Origin of the sequence: Francisella-like endosymbiont (assembly GCF_003069505.1) — a bacterium.
Classification (GTDB): Bacteria; Pseudomonadota; Gammaproteobacteria; order Francisellales; family Francisellaceae; genus Francisella.
Genome location: NZ_QAPC01000002.1, coordinates 210,352 through 229,726, shown reverse-complemented (window position 1 = coordinate 229,726; position 19,375 = coordinate 210,352). Strand labels below are relative to the sequence as shown.

The window sequence follows — 19,375 nt, the reverse complement described above, 5'->3', positions numbered from 1 at the left end:
CTAAAATCCTTATTTTTCAAAGTTAAAAATAGTTCTGCCAGTCATTTCTTTAGGCTGGGCTATACCCATGATATTAAGTATAGTTGGAGCAATATCAGAGAGTTTACCATTTTCTAAAGCAACTTGAGCTTTTTTATGTCCAACATATACAAAAGGCACAAGGTTTGTAGTATGAGCTGTATGAGGTTTTTGTGTTTCTGGATTAACCATTATATCAGCATTACCATGATCTGCTATGATAAACATATTACCATCATGCTCAAGTATAGCATCTTTAAATCTAGCAAGACACTTATCAAGATACTCAATTGCTTGCATAGCAGCTTCGTAATTACCTGTATGACCAACCATATCCGAGTTAGCATAGTTACATACTATACAGTCATATTTACCACTGTTAATAGCAGCAACTAACTTATCAGTAACTTTTGGAGCTGACATTTCTGGCTGTAAATCATAAGTAGCCACCTTTGGTGATGGAATAAGTATTCTATCTTCCCCTTCGAATTGTTCTTCTCTACCACCATTAAAAAAGAATGTTACATGTGGATATTTTTCAGTTTCAGCTATTCTTAGTTGAGTCTTATGATTTTTCATTAATACTTCACCTAGAGTATTTACAGGTTGCTCAGGTGGAAATGCTATAGCACATTTAAGTTTAGAGTCATATTCTGTAAGTGTAGTGAAGTTTATATTAAAATGTTTTTTTCTTGGAAAATGATCAAAGTTTTCATCAATAAAAGCATGCGAAATTTCTCTGGCTCTATCTGCTCTAAAGTTCATAAAGATAACACTATCATTATCTCTAACTTTTACAAGGTATCCACCTTTTTTGATACAAGTAGGTATGACAAACTCATCAGATTGATCACGAGCATATGACTGCTCTAGTGCTTCTAATGCTGAGTCGTAGATGAACTCAGCATTAGCATTAACAATAGCATTATAAGCTTTCTCTACTCTATCCCAGCGATTATCTCTATCCATTGCATAATATCTACCACAAACACTAGCAATATACCCTAGGTTTAGATCTTGTAATAATTTATCTGCTTTTTTAATTGATTTTTCTGCAGAGCGTGGTGGAGTATCTCTACCATCTAAAAATGCGTGTAAATATACTCTTTTGATACCTTTTTGTTTGGCGATTTTTATCATCTCAAAAATATGCTCTTCATGCGAGTGAACACCACCTGGTGAGAGTAGTCCGATTAGGTGTAGGTTTGAGTCATTTTTGATGACATTGTCAATAGCTACACAGATGGCTTTATTATCACCAAAAGTTTTTTCTTCGATAGATTTATCAATTTTTGTTAACTCTTGATAGACTACTCTACCACAACCTATATTTACATGACCAACCTCAGAGTTGCCCATTTGACCTTTAGGTAAGCCTACTTCTAAACTAGAAGCATTAATAAGTGTTTTAGGAAATTCTTGCCAAATACTATCCCAAGTCGGAGTGTTTGCGTTTTTGATAGCGTTAAAATAGTCACTATCACTATAACCCCAGCCATCTAGAATTACTAAAAGAGTAGTTTTTTTCATAATTATCCTCAAAAACTTTTAACCTTTGAAATTGTTTTTTGATACGCAAGCATAATTATAGCTTTATATTTAGAGTTTGTCTGCTTTAATACAGGATTTTGCGGTGTTTTTGGGTTTATTGTATCTTAGTATTTACTAATCTTATTTATGTAAAGTTGTTTTTCTTATATAATTTATATAGCTTTTGTCCACTTTATTTATTAGGATATTTTTTTTCTATGAAAAAGAATAAGTTACCTGTACTTAATAAAACAAATACTCTAAATGCATTGATTAATACTTTTGCTGAAGAGCTAAGAAGTAAGGGTTTTGAGGGTGATATTCATTCTGACTATGCTTCAAGGATATCTTCTTCTATGGATAATAGTGTATATTTTGTCGTTCCCGATCTGGTTGTATTTCCCTATGGTAAAGATGATGTAAATAGAATTTTTGCTTTAGCAAGTAAGCAAGAATACCACGAAGTTAAATTCTCGCCTCGTGGTGGTGGAACAGGTACAGCAGGGCATTCATTATGTGCTGGGATAATTGTTGATACGAGCCGTTATATGAATAATATCCTCGAGATAGATTTTGAAAATGAGTTTGTTAAAGTTGAGCCTGGAGTTATTTTGGATCAGCTTAATAATAGTTTAGCTGATTCGGAATACTTTTTGCACCTAATCTTTCTCCAAGTAATCGAGCAACTTTAGGTGGTATGGTTAATACTGATGCTTGTGGTAAAGGTTCGAGAATTTATGGTCGTACCAGTGTGCATATCTTAGAGCTTGAATGTACTTTAGTAAATGGTCAGAAACTTACGACAAAAAAATTAGCTTAAAAGACATTAATGAAGATAGTCTAAGTAATGTTGAGAAAAATATTTATGCTACAGTTATTGAGCAGATAATTAATAAGTACGAACTAATACAACAAAAATTTCCTAAGTTAAGTCGCTATCTAACAGGATATAATTTAGCTAAAACATATGATAAGAATGATGAGACCGTTAATCTTAGTTATTTAGTTTCAGGTTCTGAAGTAACTCTTGCTTTTGTCACAGAACTAAAGCTAAAACTAACTAAAAAACCACAATACAAGGCGCTATTTGCAATCTCATACGGTATTTAATTTAGCATTACAGGCAGCGAGAGAATTACTATCTTTTGAACCTTCGGCTATTGAGACGATTGATAATAATATTGTTGAAATTGCTAAAGGTGATGAGGTTTATCATAAGATAAAATATATGTTTGAGAAGAATGGTTCAATCAATCTAGCAGCTATAAACTTTGTTGAATTTATTGCAGATACTCAGCATGATCTTGATAACAGAACATCGCGTTTAGAGAAGCAATTATTAGAGAAGCAAATAACCTTTCATCTTACAGAAAGTCAAGAAGATATGGATAATTTATGGGAATTACGTAAAAAAAGTTAGCATACTAGGTGCGATGAAAGGTGAGCGTAAGCCAATTCCTTTTATAGAGGATACAACTGTTGCTCCAGAGATACTTGCTGAATATATAAGAACTAACAGTGTTATTAGACTCCTATGATATCAAATATGGAATGTTTGGCCATGTAGATGTTGGTTGTTTACATGTTCGACCCGCGCTAGATATGAGCTCTCTAGAGGATTCACAAAAAGTCAAGCAAATAACCAAAAAAGTTAGTGAACTAGTCAAGAAGTATGGTGGTCTTCTTTGTGGTGAATATGGCCATGGCTATAGAAGTGAATATCTCAAAGATTTCTTTGGTGCTGAGCTATATGAATCTTTAGGACACATTAAAAAAGCTTTTGATCCATACAATCAATTAAATCCAGGTAAGATTACGGTTCCTAATGGTAGTAGTGATAAGCTTGTCAAAGTAGATGGACCATTTAGAGTCTATACTGATGAACAAGTTCCCAAGTCAATGCGTCAGCAATTCTCTGGAGCATACAATTGTAACGGTAATTCACAATGCTTAAACTATAATCTAGATACGGTCATATGCCCATCTGCTAAGTCCAGTAGGAACTGGTTATACTCACCAAAAGGAAGATCGGCGGTGTTACGTGAGTGGCTAAATCAGCTTTCTGCAATAGGGTACTTAACAGTTGATGAAGTTATTAATACAGGTTTTGATAAACCGGAGGACTTCCTAGATGATTTTTCTCATCAAGTTTATGACTCATTAGATAAATGTCTTGGCTGTAAGGCATGTATTACAGGTTGTCCTATAAAGGTTGATATTCCAACAATGAAATCGCAGTTTTTATATCACTATCATTCCAAGTATAAAAGACCAGGATTAGACTATTTTGTCAAATATAGTGAAGCTGTATTAAGAATTAATCTATACATGCCAAAAATCTTTAATGATATTTTTAATATTCAATTCGTCAGAGCTGGTTTAGCTAATACAGCAAGATTTGCAGATACCCCACTTATTAGCTCATTAAATTTAAGAGCACAGTTAAAACAAAGAGCTGCTCCTAAGTTTAATTTAGAAGAAATGAAAAAATTATCACCAGAGCAGAAGAAAAAACAGTTTGTATTGTTCAAGATATCTTTACATCGTTGTATGACACGCATATTGTTTTGACATTGTATGATTTCTTAACTGCTTTAGGCTTTAGAGTTTACTTTGCACCATTTAAAGTAAATGGTAAACCAGCACATGTTAAGGGATTTCTTAAATATTTTAAAAAACAAGCTTTAAAAGCCACAAAACTATATAACCAAATTGCTGCAACAAAAATAGAAATGATTGGTGTTGATCCAGCGATGACTTTAATTTATCGAGATGAGTACCAAAAAATTTGCGGAGCTCAAGTAAGATTCAAAGTTAAATTAATCCAAGAATGGCTAGTTACAAAATTAGATACTTTACCAATAATGCAAAGTATGCTTGATAAAGAGTTTAGTCTTTTATAATCATTGTACTGAAAATCGTTATCAGCTATTTCTATATTACAGTGGCAAAAGATTTTCAAACATTTTGGTGTCAAAACAAAAGTTGCAAAAGTTGGTTGCTGTGGAATGTCTGGAAGTTTTGGCCATGAAACTAAGCATATAGATATGTCAAAACATATATATAATTTAAGCTGGAAAGATAAAATTCAAGAGTGTGATATAAGGTCAGCTATTGCTACAGGTTTCTCATGTCGATGTCAAGTAAAAAGGATGGAAGGTCATACAATTAAACATCCTAAGAAATTTTAGAATTAAATCGAAAAAAACAACAAAAAGTGTTGACACTGAGATTAGGATAAGTATAATTACCAACATTCGTAGCGGGTTGTTAGCTCAGTGGTAGAGCAGCTGGCTTTTAACCAGTTGGCCACAGGTTCGAATCCTGTACAACCCACCACACTTATTTCTCATACCGTTTCATACAATATCACAAAACTAATAACAATGTTTTGAGATAGGTTCATTGTATCAAACAATATCATTTAGACTTATTAATCCTTGATAGTAGAGTACATTAAGAGTACGTACCTGTTTTCAATATACACTCATGGCTATATAGGTTTAAGCTTAATGGTAGGCCTGATAGTTTTACTATTGGTAAGTATCAAGACTTATCTATTATTGAAGCTAGAGAGTTAGCAATATTTCAGTAATATAATAACATTTCTCTCTACAAAAATAGATAAGCCCAGGATTGAAGTTTCTACATTTGCACTACTATAATTATATTACCATCTTTCATAAGTAATGCAACGCCAACTTTAAAGCCAGAAAATGGTGCGTATGCATTATTTTACATAAAAGCTTCTTTTACATGTTCAATTAGTTGCTGATCTTATTTTTGTGTCATTTTTAACTTTTTAGTAAGTTACAATCTTTTATATATCTTTTGTCTAAACAAAAAAACTATTTTCAATAGAATATTTGGTTATCATCATGATATTGCTCATACCCTCATCATATTTACTTTTATCGATATATTCAGAAGTAATTCTTTTTGCAGTACCGTGCACAGACAGCTTGCTTCTAGACCAAAAGTAGCACATACGGTAAATAATGCTGATGATTTCATTTCAAAATTAGTACATTTAGCTTACGCCATTCATCTAGAGAGTTTATGAAATGTCTTCTAATGTAGCCACTATAATTATCTTTTCTATCTTATCCAGGGTAGAAAGTGTCAGATGAGCTAGTTATGCCACAGTGGATTTTTTTATTAAGTGCCTGAGCTGAGCGATATAGAGAATTATTAAGCTTAAAGCTTGCAACTGCAAGTTATTCAAATGGAGCGTAATGATATGATGTTCCATATAATCTTACTGATGCTGTACTTAGGATTAAGTCACCAATTTTAATATTCTTTTGGATTGCCTACATTTTCCAATGTGGGTGAATTTTTTAACACTGATCATGGCAGCTCTTCTATACATGTTGCTACGAATGTCCCTACCCATACCTGTTGATATTACAATAATCATTTTGATTAGTAACTTTTGCTAGTTATGAGGTATATTCTTGGTTAGGTGCTAAGGAAATAACATCAGCATCCAACACTTTGCCAAGTATTCTTATCTTTTAGGATCTATAGATAATATAGCTATTTGAGCAATATTTATATTACCCATAGTTTTAAAAATAAAGATTATTGGTTGTTTATAAATAACTCTACTGTTAAATTTTAAATAGAATAATCCGAGTATTTTTTTATAATTACGGCAAAAAATAATTTATAAAGTATGATAAAACAACAATATGCAGATTTTGCAATTATCGAAAATTTTCTATTATGTGAAACTCCTAAGCAATGGATACAGAATGCTTTAGAGATATTGAGCTGATGCTCATAAATCATGCTCATTGTGAAATGAAAGCCGTATCTTCAGCAATGACATATATTTACAGACATACAGATAAGTATGATTTGATTACTAGGATGTCAAAAATAGCTAGAGAAGGAATTAGTCCATTTTGAACAGGTAATGCGTATTCTAAAAAAAGTGATATACAATATAGAGCTAACTGCTCCAATATATGCTAGCCAATTAATCAAAGCTACTAGAACACATAAAAAAGGACGTTTTATAGATGCTTTGATAATCTGAGCTTATATTGAGCGTATTCTTGTGAAGATTTGCAAAAATTGCACCATTTTTAGATGAGGAGTTGCAAAAGTTTTATAATGGTCTATTACAATCTGAAAAAAGACATTTTACAATATATTTTCACTTTGCCAAAAATATTCATCAGTAGATATTGGTAATCATATAGCAGGAATAGGAGAGATAAAAAAATCAGCTGATAATGAATTTCATTTTCATAGTGTGTTTGGAACTTTTAAATATTTTATTGGCTATGATTTATAGTATACATGCTGTATATTATTAGATAATCGGTAACTTCCACTTATAAATTATTGATATAATCCTTACTGTTAAACCAATTCCTATTATTAGTATCGCACTTATGTATAAATTTATATCTAAATATATAAAAATAATATTCATTGCACCAACTATTGCTGCGACAGATGCATATAATTCTGCTTTAAATGCAACAGGTATATCGTTACAGATCATATCACGCATTATCCCACCAGCAACTCCATTAAGGATAGCTATAACAATACCAACAATAATAACACTAAGGAACTGCATATGAAAAACTTGCGTGCAAATTTAATAAGCTATACTACTACCAATATATGCAAAAGCAATTAAACCAATTGAGTCAAGAATCAAAAATATCTTATAAAACTTATTAATATATTTTTGGGTAAAATAGCTATAGTTGAGAAAAATAGGCATATCACAATATAGTGCGGATGAAGTATAATAGTTACTGGTAGATTACCTAATAAAACATCTCTAACAACACCACCACCTAAAGCTGTTATAAGGGCAATTGCAACAACCCCAAAGGCATCCATATTTCTACGAGATGATGATATAACACCAGTCATACTCTCGGCAATTATGCCTAAGAGGAACATAACTGAAAAAATAAAAGGTCCTGTGATACCAATGTGATACATAGTTATTTCCAACAAGCAAAGTTGACTATATTTTAGAGATTATTTTTAGAATTTAAATGATTTTTTGATATTAATTTTGCTGAAATATTTGTAGTGTTTTTCTCTTTTAAAATATCAAATCCTTCAAGGCTACATTCCGCTGTTTTTTCAGTCTCAATATATATTAATGTTTGGTTCGGGATATGTGGATTTTCTAATACTGATTTTAGTGCTAGTGGAACAATATTTTTATTAAAAGGTGGGTCTAAAAAGATGATTAAGCGTGAATTTAGGGTATTTAGATTAGTGAGAGCTTTGATACTATCTGTTTTATATATCTCAAAATTTTCTATAGCGAGAGTTTTAAGATTTTCTTTAATTTGTAGTAGTGCTTTAAAATTAAGGTCATAAAATATTGCTTTAGTAGCACCACGCGAGATACTTTCTATTCCTAAACTTCCGCTACCAGCAAAAGCATCAATGCAAATACTATCATGGATAAATAGGCTTAACCAATTAAAGATCGTTTCTTTGAGTTGATCTGATGTTGGTCGTAAACCGTTAACATTTGGGAACTTTAACTTACGATTTTTATATTTACCAGAAATTACACGGATAGAATTTGTTTTCACTTATTCGACATCTCCGACCATTACTGTTATAACTTTATTGGTTTGGATTGCTAAGAAAGCTTGATTTATCTCTTCAGCCGTGACATTACTGATATTATCAACATAGCTGTCAAAGAAATCTAAAGGTAGATTCTTGTTTGCTATAGCTGAGAGCATATTCAGTTTAGAACTATTTTTGACACAGCTAAGTAAATGAGTGCCTTTGATATGTTTTTTAGAGTTTACTAAAGTTTTTTTATCTATAGTGGTGCTGATAAAGTCATTGTAAACATCTCTTATGGTTGTTAAAGCCAGAGAAGGATTACTAGTTTGTGCAGATATTACAAAGCTACCATAATCTGTATTAATGTTTGCCATACTAGAAATATTATAAACTAAACCAAGCTCTTCACGGACTTTATTAAAAAGTAAAGAGTTAAGATCACCACCACCAAGTATCTCATTACCAAGTTTTAATGGGAAATACAATGGATCTTCAATATCTATAAGTAGTTGATGTCCTATTAAAATTGCTGTTTGTTTACTTGAGAAACTTTTTTTTATGGTTAATGATTCATTTGTTTGTTGAGAAAATTTTTGGGTATTTTGTTGGCCTTTTACCAAAAAGTTTACTAGCTGCTTAGAGATACTTTCTGCTTGATTCTGATTTATCGCACCAACAAGACAAATATTTGCATTATTAGCACAAATATATCTATTAAAGAATTCTTCGATATTTTTAGTATGTATATTACTAATAGTTTCTTTATAACCAATAGTAGGATAACTATAGGGGTTATTGCTAAAGAGATTTTTTGAGAATTCTAACGATGCTAAGTAATTAGGTTGTTGGTTTAAATAATCAATATGTGTTAACGTTTGGATTCTTTCTCTTTCTAAAATATTAGAGTCAAAACTTGGTATTGTAAAAATCTCTTCTAATATCTTAAGAGTATTGTCAATAATGCTTCTCTCGTTAAGAAGACGTATTTTGATATTAAAAAATTCTTTAGTAGTTTCAGCGTGAATTGATATTCCGTTATCGGTAATTTTATTTATCAGCGCTTGCTCACTTGAATTTTGTGTCTTTGTTGCAAACATACCTACGACTAAATCAGCTAAACCATTTAGTCTACCATCAAAAGCTGATCCAGCTCTGAAATTAAGTTGAATATCTAACATTGGTAAGTTGTGCGATTCTTGAAAATATATGGGTGTATTATCAATATTAAATTTATCAATCATCGTTTTTTTAATCCCTTAGTAAATGTAGAGATGCAAGATTTTGTTTATCAAAATATTTATTAAGTACACGATTAACGTCACTAACTGTTACATCATAAAGTTTCTCAAGGTATTTATAGTAGTCAACATCAAGGTTGATACTAGCTAAAGAACCTATTAGGTGTGCTTGGGTTTCTAGAGAATCCATCGCAAATACTTTATCGGCTTTGATAGTTACTTTTGCTCGATTTAGCTGCTCTGTAGTAATACCTTTATTTCTAAGTTTAGTTATAATATTTTGTATTTTGTTTTGAATACTATCTAGCTCTTGACCGTGATTCGCTATAGCTGTAATTGTAAAAATTTCTTCGCCTTTTATAAAGGGTGAATACTCACTATCTAGATGACAGCATAAATTTTCTTCTCTTACTAGTTGTTGCTGCAATATTGATGCATCAGCATTACCAAGAATATTATTAAGAACTAGCAGAGCAAATGGATCATTAGCTTGATAATCTGTCGTTAAAGAGGGCGTAATATATCCTAATATTATTGCAGCAGTATCATTTGGTGATTTTTTTACTTTAAAGTGTCTATAACCAATATTAATTAAGCTAGACTCTTTTTTTGTGGCTACTAGTTGAGATTTTGGGATATTAGCAAAATAATCCTTAGCCATTGATAATGCAGAAGCTGTATTAATATCTCCAATTAAAACAATACTTGAGTTATTTGGAGCATAATTTTGTTGATACCATTTTTTGAGATTATCAAGATTATAGTTTTCAATATCCTCACGCCAGCCGATAACAGGAGCACAGCGCGAGTTTTTTTGATACGCAAGCTGCATAAATTGCTCAAAAGCATAACTAAAAGCTTTATCTTCTACGCGCAAGTTTCTTTCTTCTAAAACGACTTTTCTTTCAGGAATAAACTCATTCTCATCAAACAATAAATTAGTCATTCGCGATGATTCTATAGATAAGCTTAATTCGAGATTTTTCTTATGCCAAAATTGGTAGTATGCAGTGTAGTCAAAGCTTGTGAATGCGTTTTGAGTGCCACCATTATTTTCAACTATGCTATTTAAGTCATCTTTTGAATATTTATCGGTACCTTTAAACATCATATGCTCAAGCATGTGGGATATGCCAGTAAGTTTTTCAGGCTCATATGTTGAGCCGACTTTGTACCATATTTGTGCTAAAACTACAGGTGCTCGTATATCTTTTTTTATATAGATATCTAAATTATTATTTAGAGAATACTTTTCGATACTCATATTATTTTTATGTTTCTTTTGATTTTATAAACAAATATATTAACAATATTAGCGCTATAACAATTGGTCCTGCAGCGCCAAGTATTGGTGGTAAGTGTAAAATTAGTGCAATTGGACCAAATATTTGGTTTATGATAAAAAATGCAAAACCAAAAAATGCTCCAAGTAAAAGCTTAAGTATCAGCGTTGATGACCTTGTTGAACCAATACTAAGAGGTACTGCAAGTAGAATTAGTATCATCAAAGCTAATGGCTGAAAAACTTCTTGCCAAAACTTTAAAGATATAGAATCTTTTACTTGGCTATCTGAAAGCATATAGCTAGTAAGTTGAGAGAAGTTTAGATAATCATTATCGTTTATGGTGATAACTTTAACTACTGAAATAGGTATTGGGTTTGACCATACAGCATTAGTCATTGTCGTGACTATATCAATGTGTTTTTGACCATTTCTAGAAGGAAAGATGATTTTTCTTATATTAAAAACATTAGCTGAAGCATCATTAACATAAGTTGCACTTTCTGCATAACGAATTTCTCTAATTTTATTATCTTGTAAGATAAATTTTCTAATCCCACAAGCTTTACCTTTAGTAGGCTCTATATTGGAAATATTCATAAAACCATTAGGGGTTTTCAGCCATAGGTTATGAGTATTATATGTAACCATATTGGTATCTGCTTGTCGCTGTAAAATTGGAGCTATGTAACCACCAAAAACTATAGTTGTCACAGAGCCAATTATGCCAACTAAAACTACACCTTTAGCAATTTGAGCTGTAGAACGACCAAAGGATCTAAGTACAATTATCTCTGAATTATTTGCAAGCAGACTTAAACCCATAAGAGCACCAACCATCGCACATGCAGGTAGTAGCGTATATAATATTCCGGGAAGTTCGAATAGTGTGTTTATGATAAGCTCAAAATTACTAGCATTACCATTATTGTTACTTACTTGGGCTAAGTATGTAAAGATAAAAAATAAAATACAGAAAATTATAGTAACTACTAGAAAGCTACTAAATACAGTCTTAAAAATATAGCGATCGATGCGATTTAGTAACATTATTTTTCCTTCTTAGAAGATCCATTATCTTTTTTAATAGTTCTAATAGCAAAAATTGTAAAAAAGATGTGAGGTAGCCAAAAGCCTATCCACACGGGTATACTACCATTTGTCATAAGAGTATTAATAAACATATTTGCACATAAGTATATAGCCAATACAACTACTGCTGGTAGAAGTTTAGTATATTTATTTTGCCTTGGTCTTAATCGACAAAGAGCAAGTGCTAATAGCGAAGATACTATAACTGTTATTGAGTTATTAACACGCCCAAAAAATTCTGCCTTACATGCAGTACTGTTATCTTTATCATCAAAATTTTCTATAAGTGTGTGCATGTACAATCTATCTACTCGATCATGATTGTAATCACGATCAGAATTATCAAATATAGTATATATCGTTTTTTTAGCATTATCATAACTATATTCAGAATTTTTCGAGTTTTTAGTGTAAATATTTACATTTGTAAAATCTATGTAAGCAGCAGCTTCATCTGAGACAATTTTTGCTGTTGGCGAAGTCATAACTCTATATTCGCCATCTTGCGGAGTATCCTGATATAAAAAAACATTAGATAAGGTATTTCCTGATTTATTACCTATATAAATAACTTTCCCATCCGGAGTTTTAATTATTTTCTTATCAGTTATCGATGATAAAAGAGCTTTGGCAGATAGCGAAGCCTGATAGATATCTAGAGTTTGTTTTGAAAGCGGGTTTATATACATCACGGTTAGTAATGTTATCACGGTTAATGCAAATACGGGCTTTAGAGTAAATTTAACAATTTGCATCCATGTAATACCACCAGCAAGTGTCACAAACATTTCATTATTAGCAAAGTATTTACCAAAACAAATGACAATAGCTAAAAATATCGCAATAGGAGCAACCAAACTTACGTTTTCTGGAATTGTCAATATAATAAAACTTATTATCGACTCAATTCCTAATCCTTGCGAGTAGGCTTGTTGAAAAAGTCTAATTAGTAGATTTGCAGATACAATAGATATTATAAATAAAGTGATCGATGTAAAAGTGTTAACTATATCTTTATTGTAGTATTTTTCAAGAATCAAGGTATGCCACTATATATTTATAATAATTACGCTATTAGCAATTTTATATTTTTTATCGGTAAAAGTCAGTAGATAACATTGCTAGCTTCAAAATTTTAATGCGTTAAAATGTCTTTTTTGTTATTCTATTTAAGGAATCATTATTAATAGATCTAATGGAGCTTTAATGAAAATAGTTGTAAATAACCAATCGACATTAGCTGCTGAGCTAATGATAGTTGCTCAAGAAAACCTGCAAAAGCTAGTTGAGCAAACAAAGTGTCCAAATTCAAAAGCATTGCTTGGTAGAAATGTTTTTAAAGCAAAATCTGGTGAAGTTTTACCTTTATTGCATAGTAATAAAGTAGTTATTCTTTTAGGTTTAGGTTTAAGACACGATTTTATTGCTTCAGAGTATGATAAAATTTTTGCTAAAGCTGCAGAACAACTCAAAAAGCTATCTATTAAAGAAATTTCTGTAAATATTGATTATGTTTTTGAAAATCGAAATGCTAAGCAGTTTACTTTAGATACAGTTAGAGCTTTAATATCGGAGACTTATGTTTTTGATCAATTAAAATCTGAGAAAGAAAACTATTCGTTAGAACAAATTGAACTAGTTTACTCTGGGGATCAGGATATAGAAGACTCAGCAAAAATTGGTTCAGCTATTGCTTGTGGTCAAAACTACGCAAAAGATTTGCAAAATCTTCCAGCAAATATATGTACTACTGATTATATGCTAAATGAAGCAAGAGAGCTAACATCGAAGTATGCTACATTTAGTCTTGATTATCTAGATCAATATGCCATGGCAGAGTTAGGCATGGGATGTGCTTTAGCTGTTGGTCGCGGTTCTGATATGTCTAATTATACCGTGTGTATGGAGTATAATGGTAGTAATGAAGGAGATGCTCCAATAGTCTTGGTTGGTAAAGGCTTGGTTTTTGATAATGGTGGTATTTGTATCAAACCAGCAGCCGGTATGGACTCGATGAAAATGGATATGGGTGGTGCTGCAGCTGTTATGGGAACTATGAAAGCTCTAGCAATGCTAAATCTACCAATAAATGTTGTTGGAGTCATGGGGCTTGCTGAAAATGCGGTTGATGCGAGATCTTATCGACCTGGTGATGTGCTTAAGAGCATGAAAGGTATCACCGTGGAGGTTAGTAATACAGATGCTGAAGGTAGGCTGGTTTTATGTGATACTCTTACATATATTGGCAAATATAAGCCAAAGGCAGTGATTGATTTAGCAACATTAACCGGTGCTATGATTATCTCTTTAGGAGATGCTTTCTCTGGGATGTTTGCCAATAGTGATAAGTTAGCTAATAGTCTTGAGCAAGCAGCTAATGCTTCTAATGATTTAGTTTGGAGATTACCTTTACATAAACCTTATCTTAAAAAAATAGAAAGTAAAGTTGCTGATATAGATAATTGTGGTTGTGATAGATCTGCAGGTTCTATAGTTGCTGCGTTATTTTTATCAAAATTTACTGAAGGTTATGAATGGGCGCACCTTGATATTGCAGGTTCTGCAATGGGAGATTTTGCAAGCTGTAAAGCCTCGGGTAGACCAGTTCCATTATTAGTTCATTATCTGATATCTCAAGCAAAGTAATAAATTATTAATACTTTATTTCTAGCATATTTTTTCTTGTATGATAAAATGGTTCTGTAATTAAATTTATACTCTTTAGATTTTAATTACGGAGATCAAAAATGTTAAGAATTACTCAGCAGACAATTACTTTTGATGATGTATTGCTTTCACCTAGGTATTCAAATGTGCTTCCTCATCAAATAGATTTGAAGACAAATATAACTAGAGACATTCAGTTAAATATTCCTTTAGTATCTGCAGCTATGGATACTGTCACTGAGTCGCGCCTTGCTATTGCAATAGCTCAAGAGGGTGGTATTGGTATCATTCATAAGAATATGTCTATCCAAGCGCAGGCACAAGAAGTTAAGAAGGTAAAAAGATTTGAAAATGGAATGGTGATTGATCCAATTACCATTAAACAAGAAAGCTCAATTAAAAAGATTATGCGATTGGCTAAAGAACATAACTTCTCTGGTTTTCCTGTTGTTGATGATAATAATAAAATTGTAGGTATTGTAACAAGGCGTGATTTTAGATTTGCAAAAGATTTAGATGAACCTGTTAGCTCTATTATGACACCTAGAGAAAAACTTGTAACAGTGCCTGAAGATGCTTCTCAAGGAGCAATCAAGAAGAAACTCCATGAGCATAAAATTGAGAAGTTACTTGTGGTGAATGAGCAAGGTGAGTTAGTTGGTCTTATTACAACAAAAGATATTGAAAGATCACAAAATAAACCAAATGCTTGTAAGGATTCACTTGGTCGTTTGAGAGTTGGCGCTGCTGTAGGAACTGCTACTAATACTAAAGAGCGTGTTACAGCATTAGCGGCAGAAGGAGTCGATATTATAGTTGTAGATACAGCTCATGGACATTCACAAGGTGTACTTGATACAGTTAAGTGGGTCAAAGAGAATTATCCACATATTCAGGTTATCGGTGGTAATATTGCTACAGCAGAAGCAGCTAAAGATCTTGTCAAAGCTGGTGTTGATGCTGTTAAAGTTGGTATTGGTCCTGGTTCAATCTGTACTACAAGAATTGTTGCAGGTGTTGGTGTACCACAAATTACTGCTATAGCTAATGTTGCAGAGGGATTGAAAGGAACAGAAGTACCTGTGATAGCAGATGGTGGTATTAGATATTCCGGAGATATCGCAAAAGCTATAGTTGCTGGTGCATCTGTAGTTATGATTGGTGGACTTTTTGCGGGTACTGAAGAATCGCCAGGAGAAGTTGAGCTTTTCCAAAGTCGTTCTTATAAGTCATATCGTGGCATGGGTTCTCTTGGTGCTATGGAGAAAGGTTCCTCTGATAGATATTTTCAAAGTGAAACAGAGGCGAAAAAATTCGTTCCAGAAGGTGTTGAAGGTAGAGTACCGTACAAAGGCTTATTATCTGCAGTAATTCATCAGCTAATAGGTGGTTTAAAATCTAGCATGGGGTATACTGGTTCAAAAGATATCCAAACAATGCGAACAGAGCCAACATTTGTTCAAATTACAGGTGCTGGATTTAACGAATCGCATGTACATAATGTCACAATTACAAAAGAACCACCTAATTATCAATCTTAAAACATCTTAATTATTATTCATAATAAGTTATAATCTACTAAATTTTATTTTTGTTTAATAATTTAATGTCTGAAGCAATACTCTTTTTAAACGGTAAAGTAGATCTGTGTTTTTGTGAAAAATATATTCAAGATAATTTTGCAAAACTTGGTATATTTTGTGCTGATGGTGCTTATCAAAAAGTTAAAAGTTCATCTCAATTAAACTCAAAGATAAAAAAAGTAGTTGGAGATTTTGACTCATTTTCTATATTAGAAAGTGATTTGTTTTTAATTGATACTGATCAATATTCTACTGATTTTGAAAAATCTCTTAATTATCTAATCTCTCTTGGGTTTTCAAAAGTTTTTGTATTTGGGGCTTCTGAAGGGGAGATGGATCATTTTTTATGTAATATTAGTACCGCTAAAAAACACAAACAAAAGATAGATATTGAATTTATAGATATTTATTCAAAGTACTTCTTTATACCTAAAAATTTTGCTGTAAACGGTGTTAATGGTAAGATGTTTTCTGTTATGCCTTTTGGATATGCAGAAAATATATATTATAATGGTTTAAGGTATCCTTTAAGTGGTGAGAGCTTAAGTATAGATACTAGTACTGGTGCAAGAAATTATGCTACACAGGATATGGTTGAAATATCTTATTCAGCTGGAGATATTTTACTGTTTATATCACATGCAAAATATAAGGGTAGATTAAATGTTATTTTGTGATGGTTCTAAAAAACTTTTAAAAGAGCAAAATGTAAACTTGAAAAATGAATTTAGCAAAGATAATAAAAGAGTTGAAAAATTCTCTTTAAAGCATCAAAATATATACTTTGATTACTCAAAAAACCTTATTAATGATTATATTCTAAAATTGCTTTTAGAATATGCAGAAAAATCTAACCTTAAGAATAAAATTAAACAGATGTTTAGTGGTGCAAAGATTAATTCTACTGAGCATAGAGCTGTATTACATACAGCGTTGCGTGATTTATCTGCTACGCAATTGGTTGTTGATGGACAGGATATTCGTCAAGAAGTAACAAAAGAAAAACAGCGTATAAAAGAGCTTGTTGAAAAAGTAGTATCTGGTCAGTGGCGAGGTTTCTCTGGTAAAAAGATTACTGATGTTGTAAATATTGGTATTGGTGGTTCAGATCTTGGACCTAAAATGGTAGTTAGAGCATTACAACCTTATCATTGTACAGGTTTAAGAGTTCACTTTGTTTCAAATGTTGATGCTAATTCGTTATTACAAGCATTACATATTGTTGATCCCGAAACTACTTTGTTTATCATAGCTTCAAAATCATTCTCAACTGAAGAAACTTTGTTAAATTCTATTTCAGCTAGAGAGTGGTTGTTAGATCATTATGAGGATGAAAAAGTTGTAGCTAATCATTTTGTTGCAATATCTAGTAAGTTAGACAAGGTTGAAGAATTTGGTATAGATTTAGAGCATTGTTATAAAATGTGGAACTGGGTTGGCGGTCGCTATTCATTATGGTCATCAATCGGTATGTCGATAGCTTTTGCTATAGGCTATGATAATTTTGAGAAACTGCTAGCGGGAGCGTACTCTGTAGACAAACATTTTAAAGAAACCGAATTTGACAAAAATATTCCAGTGATTATGGCATTATTAGCAAGTTATTATAGTTGTGCTTATAATAGTCAGTCACAAGCCTTACTTCCTTATGATGAAAGACTTTGTTATTTTGTTGATTATCTCCAGCAAGCCGATATGGAAAGTAATGGTAAATATGTCAATCTTGCTGGAGAAACTATCAATTATCAAACCGGAGTTGTACTTTGGGGTGGTGTTGGTACTAATGGTCAGCATGCTTTTCACCAGCTTTTACATCAAGGGAATGTTTTTATACCAGTTGATTTTATTGCTGTTGCAACTAATCATCATAATTATGATAACCATCAGCAAGCTTTACTTGCTAACTGTTTTGCACAGTCACAAGCACTAATGTTTGGACAATCATATGATATGGTTTATAATGAGCTGTTAAAATCTGGTTTAAATGAAGTTCAAGCAAAAGAGCTTGCTGCTCATAAGGTTATTCCAGGTAACAGACCAAGTACAACAATTTTACTTGATGAGCTAAGTCCATATAGCCTTGGTGCATTGATTGCTTTATATGAGCATAAAATATTTGTTCAAGGTGTGTTGTGGTATATCAATAGCTATGATCAGTGGGGAGTTGAGCTTGGTAAGAAACTTGGTAAGAATGTATTAAAAGCTATGAATGATGATTCATCTGTTGAGTATCAAAATTTAGATGAATCAACTAGACAGCTAATAGCGAAGGTAACAAGTAAATAAATGATTATAAGTAAAAATAAAGGCTTCTCATTAGTTGAGACTATGGTTGTTATTGCTATCATGACTATCCTTATGATGGCTGCAATAAGCTCGTTTACTTTTTACTATAAGACATTTGCTGAAACACGCTTAACTAATTTACAAAAGTTAATAGAATATGGTGTCATTAAAGCTCGTACTGATAGAAAAACTGTTATTGTATGTGCAGCGACACCAGATAGTTTTGATGAAACTGGAAAATTAGATGAAAATAGTTTTGCATGTGCAAACTCAACTTCATGGGGTGATGATTCTATCGTAGTTTTTGAGAGTGCAGATGGGACTGATATTTATAATGCTGAAGATACAATAATAGCGAATATGCCACAAGGACATGGCGGACATATCTATATTAATCTGGCAGGAAATCCTAGTTCTATAAGGATTAATCCAAACGGATTTATGGCAACTGGTAATGGTAATATCACATATTGTGACAAATCAAACAAATATCAGGCGGCACTAGTTACAAATCTAGTTGGTAGGGTAGTATATACTGATAGCCCTACTAAAGATGGTGGTGGATTGTATACCTGCGAATAGTTTTATGTTTTGTTATAAAAGGAGAATATAATAATGGCAAATGATAGAATACCTATGACTCCAGCAGGAGAACAAGCTTTAAGAGTTGAGTTGGAAAAGCTAAAAAAAATAGAAAGGCCAGCAATTATTGAAGCCATAGCAGAAGCTCGTGATCATGGCGATCTAAAAGAAAATGCTGAATACCATGCTGCTAGAGAAAGGCAAGGTATCATCGAAGGTAGAATTAAAGATATAGAGTCAAAATTATCTAATGCTCAAGTAATTGATATTACAAAAATTCAAGCAAATGGCATGGTGATATTTGGAGCTAAAGTTACAATTATGAATGTCGATACTGAAGAAAAGACTACCTATCAAATAGTTGGTGAAGATGAAGCTGATATAGATAATCATAAAATATCTGTAGCTGCACCATTAGCTCGTGCTCTAATAAAAAAAGAAGAAGGTGATGAGATTACTTTAGATACGCCTAAAGGTAAAATTACATACGAAATCGTAGCTGTAGAATATAAGTAACCTAAAAATCTAA

At 32.1% G+C, this 19,375-nt stretch carries 17 protein-coding genes, 1 tRNA gene and 5 pseudogenes; 14 read left to right on the top strand and 9 right to left on the bottom strand.

What is annotated here, in order from left to right; translation table 11 throughout:
- Positions 1–9: 9 nt before the first annotated feature.
- Positions 10–1,548, bottom strand: a complete 1,539-nt coding sequence (gene gpmI, locus C9379_RS05370) for a 2,3-bisphosphoglycerate-independent phosphoglycerate mutase (RefSeq protein ID WP_143384579.1) — start codon at positions 1,546–1,548, stop codon at positions 10–12.
- A gap of 218 nt (positions 1,549–1,766) precedes the next feature.
- Between gpmI and C9379_RS08865 the strand changes: the two are divergent.
- From C9379_RS08865 to C9379_RS05360, 7 genes and pseudogenes are all read left to right on the top strand, one after another.
- A pseudogene (locus C9379_RS08865) lies at positions 1,767–2,368 on the top strand (FAD-binding oxidoreductase).
- Positions 2,320–2,658 (top strand): hypothetical protein, encoded by a 339-nt coding sequence (locus C9379_RS08860; RefSeq protein WP_425536929.1) that lies wholly within the window; start codon positions 2,320–2,322, stop codon positions 2,656–2,658. The pseudogene C9379_RS08865 and the gene C9379_RS08860 overlap by 49 nt, the downstream one beginning before the upstream one ends.
- The gene (locus C9379_RS08855; RefSeq protein WP_425536928.1) at positions 2,636–2,968 is read left to right on the top strand and encodes an FAD-linked oxidase C-terminal domain-containing protein; all 333 of its coding nucleotides are present in this window, start codon (positions 2,636–2,638) and stop codon (positions 2,966–2,968) included. The genes C9379_RS08860 and C9379_RS08855 overlap by 23 nt, the downstream gene beginning before the upstream one ends.
- Positions 2,969–3,066: 98 nt before the next feature.
- A complete protein-coding gene (locus tag C9379_RS08850; protein ID WP_425536927.1) occupies positions 3,067–4,119 on the top strand; it encodes an FAD-binding and (Fe-S)-binding domain-containing protein in 1,053 nt (350 codons plus the stop codon).
- A complete protein-coding gene (locus C9379_RS08845) occupies positions 4,116–4,451 on the top strand; it encodes a (Fe-S)-binding protein (protein ID WP_425536926.1) in 336 nt (111 codons plus the stop codon). Before C9379_RS08850 ends, C9379_RS08845 begins: the two co-directional genes overlap by 4 nt.
- A gap of 105 nt (positions 4,452–4,556) precedes the next feature.
- Positions 4,557–4,739, top strand: coding sequence for a hypothetical protein (locus tag C9379_RS08840; protein ID WP_425536925.1), 183 nt, complete (start codon positions 4,557–4,559; stop codon positions 4,737–4,739).
- Between the two features lie 73 nt (positions 4,740–4,812).
- A tRNA-Lys gene (locus tag C9379_RS05360) sits at positions 4,813–4,887 on the top strand.
- Between the two features lie 259 nt (positions 4,888–5,146).
- On the opposite strand, the pseudogene C9379_RS05355 reads toward C9379_RS05360, so the two are convergent.
- Both C9379_RS05355 and C9379_RS05350 read right to left on the bottom strand, forming a co-directional pair.
- A pseudogene (locus C9379_RS05355) lies at positions 5,147–5,289 on the bottom strand (cytidine deaminase); the annotation flags it as partial.
- Positions 5,290–5,383: 94 nt separating this feature from the next.
- Positions 5,384–6,115 (bottom strand): annotated as a pseudogene (locus tag C9379_RS05350) (phosphorylase family protein).
- A gap of 111 nt (positions 6,116–6,226) precedes the next feature.
- Between C9379_RS05350 and miaE the strand changes: the two are divergent.
- Positions 6,227–6,853 (top strand): annotated as a pseudogene (gene miaE / locus C9379_RS05345) (tRNA isopentenyl-2-thiomethyl-A-37 hydroxylase MiaE).
- Positions 6,854–6,871: 18 nt separating this feature from the next.
- On the opposite strand, the pseudogene C9379_RS05340 reads toward miaE, so the two are convergent.
- The 6 genes and pseudogenes from C9379_RS05340 to lptF all read right to left on the bottom strand — a co-directional run bounded on the left by C9379_RS05340 (position 6,872) and on the right by lptF (position 12,768).
- Positions 6,872–7,521: pseudogene (locus C9379_RS05340) on the bottom strand (trimeric intracellular cation channel family protein).
- Positions 7,522–7,553: 32 nt separating this feature from the next.
- Positions 7,554–8,132: a 16S rRNA (guanine(966)-N(2))-methyltransferase RsmD gene (rsmD, locus tag C9379_RS05335; RefSeq protein WP_143384580.1), complete on the bottom strand. Its 579-nt coding sequence runs from the start codon at positions 8,130–8,132 to the stop codon at positions 7,554–7,556.
- A complete protein-coding gene (locus C9379_RS05330; RefSeq protein WP_343377540.1) occupies positions 8,133–9,356 on the bottom strand; it encodes a M16 family metallopeptidase in 1,224 nt (407 codons plus the stop codon).
- Between the two features lie 7 nt (positions 9,357–9,363).
- Complete coding sequence (locus C9379_RS05325; protein WP_143384582.1) at positions 9,364–10,617, bottom strand: M16 family metallopeptidase; 1,254 nt, start codon at positions 10,615–10,617, stop codon at positions 9,364–9,366.
- Between the two features lie 7 nt (positions 10,618–10,624).
- A complete protein-coding gene (gene lptG / locus C9379_RS05320; protein WP_143384583.1) occupies positions 10,625–11,686 on the bottom strand; it encodes an LPS export ABC transporter permease LptG in 1,062 nt (353 codons plus the stop codon).
- Complete coding sequence (lptF, locus tag C9379_RS05315) at positions 11,686–12,768, bottom strand: LPS export ABC transporter permease LptF (protein ID WP_143384584.1); 1,083 nt, start codon at positions 12,766–12,768, stop codon at positions 11,686–11,688. The genes lptG and lptF overlap by 1 nt, the downstream gene beginning before the upstream one ends.
- A gap of 166 nt (positions 12,769–12,934) precedes the next feature.
- Between lptF and C9379_RS05310 the strand changes: the two genes are divergently transcribed.
- The 6 genes from C9379_RS05310 to greA all read left to right on the top strand — a co-directional run bounded on the left by C9379_RS05310 (position 12,935) and on the right by greA (position 19,362).
- On the top strand, positions 12,935–14,374 hold the full coding sequence (locus C9379_RS05310; protein ID WP_143384585.1) for a leucyl aminopeptidase: 1,440 nt from the start codon (positions 12,935–12,937) through the stop codon (positions 14,372–14,374).
- Between the two features lie 101 nt (positions 14,375–14,475).
- Positions 14,476–15,936 carry an IMP dehydrogenase gene (gene guaB / locus C9379_RS05305; RefSeq protein ID WP_143384586.1) on the top strand — a complete coding sequence of 487 codons (1,461 nt, stop codon included), beginning with the start codon at positions 14,476–14,478 and terminating at the stop codon, positions 15,934–15,936.
- A 65-nt stretch (positions 15,937–16,001) separates the two neighbouring features.
- On the top strand, positions 16,002–16,655 hold the full coding sequence (locus C9379_RS05300) for a thiamine diphosphokinase (RefSeq protein ID WP_143384587.1): 654 nt from the start codon (positions 16,002–16,004) through the stop codon (positions 16,653–16,655).
- The gene (gene pgi / locus C9379_RS05295) at positions 16,642–18,264 is read left to right on the top strand and encodes a glucose-6-phosphate isomerase (protein WP_143384588.1); all 1,623 of its coding nucleotides are present in this window, start codon (positions 16,642–16,644) and stop codon (positions 18,262–18,264) included. The genes C9379_RS05300 and pgi overlap by 14 nt, the downstream gene beginning before the upstream one ends.
- Positions 18,265–18,846 (top strand): pilus assembly FimT family protein, encoded by a 582-nt coding sequence (locus C9379_RS05290; RefSeq protein ID WP_143384589.1) that lies wholly within the window; start codon positions 18,265–18,267, stop codon positions 18,844–18,846.
- Positions 18,847–18,879: 33 nt separating this feature from the next.
- On the top strand, positions 18,880–19,362 hold the full coding sequence (gene greA, locus C9379_RS05285) for a transcription elongation factor GreA (protein WP_143384590.1): 483 nt from the start codon (positions 18,880–18,882) through the stop codon (positions 19,360–19,362).
- Positions 19,363–19,375: the final 13 nt, after the last annotated feature.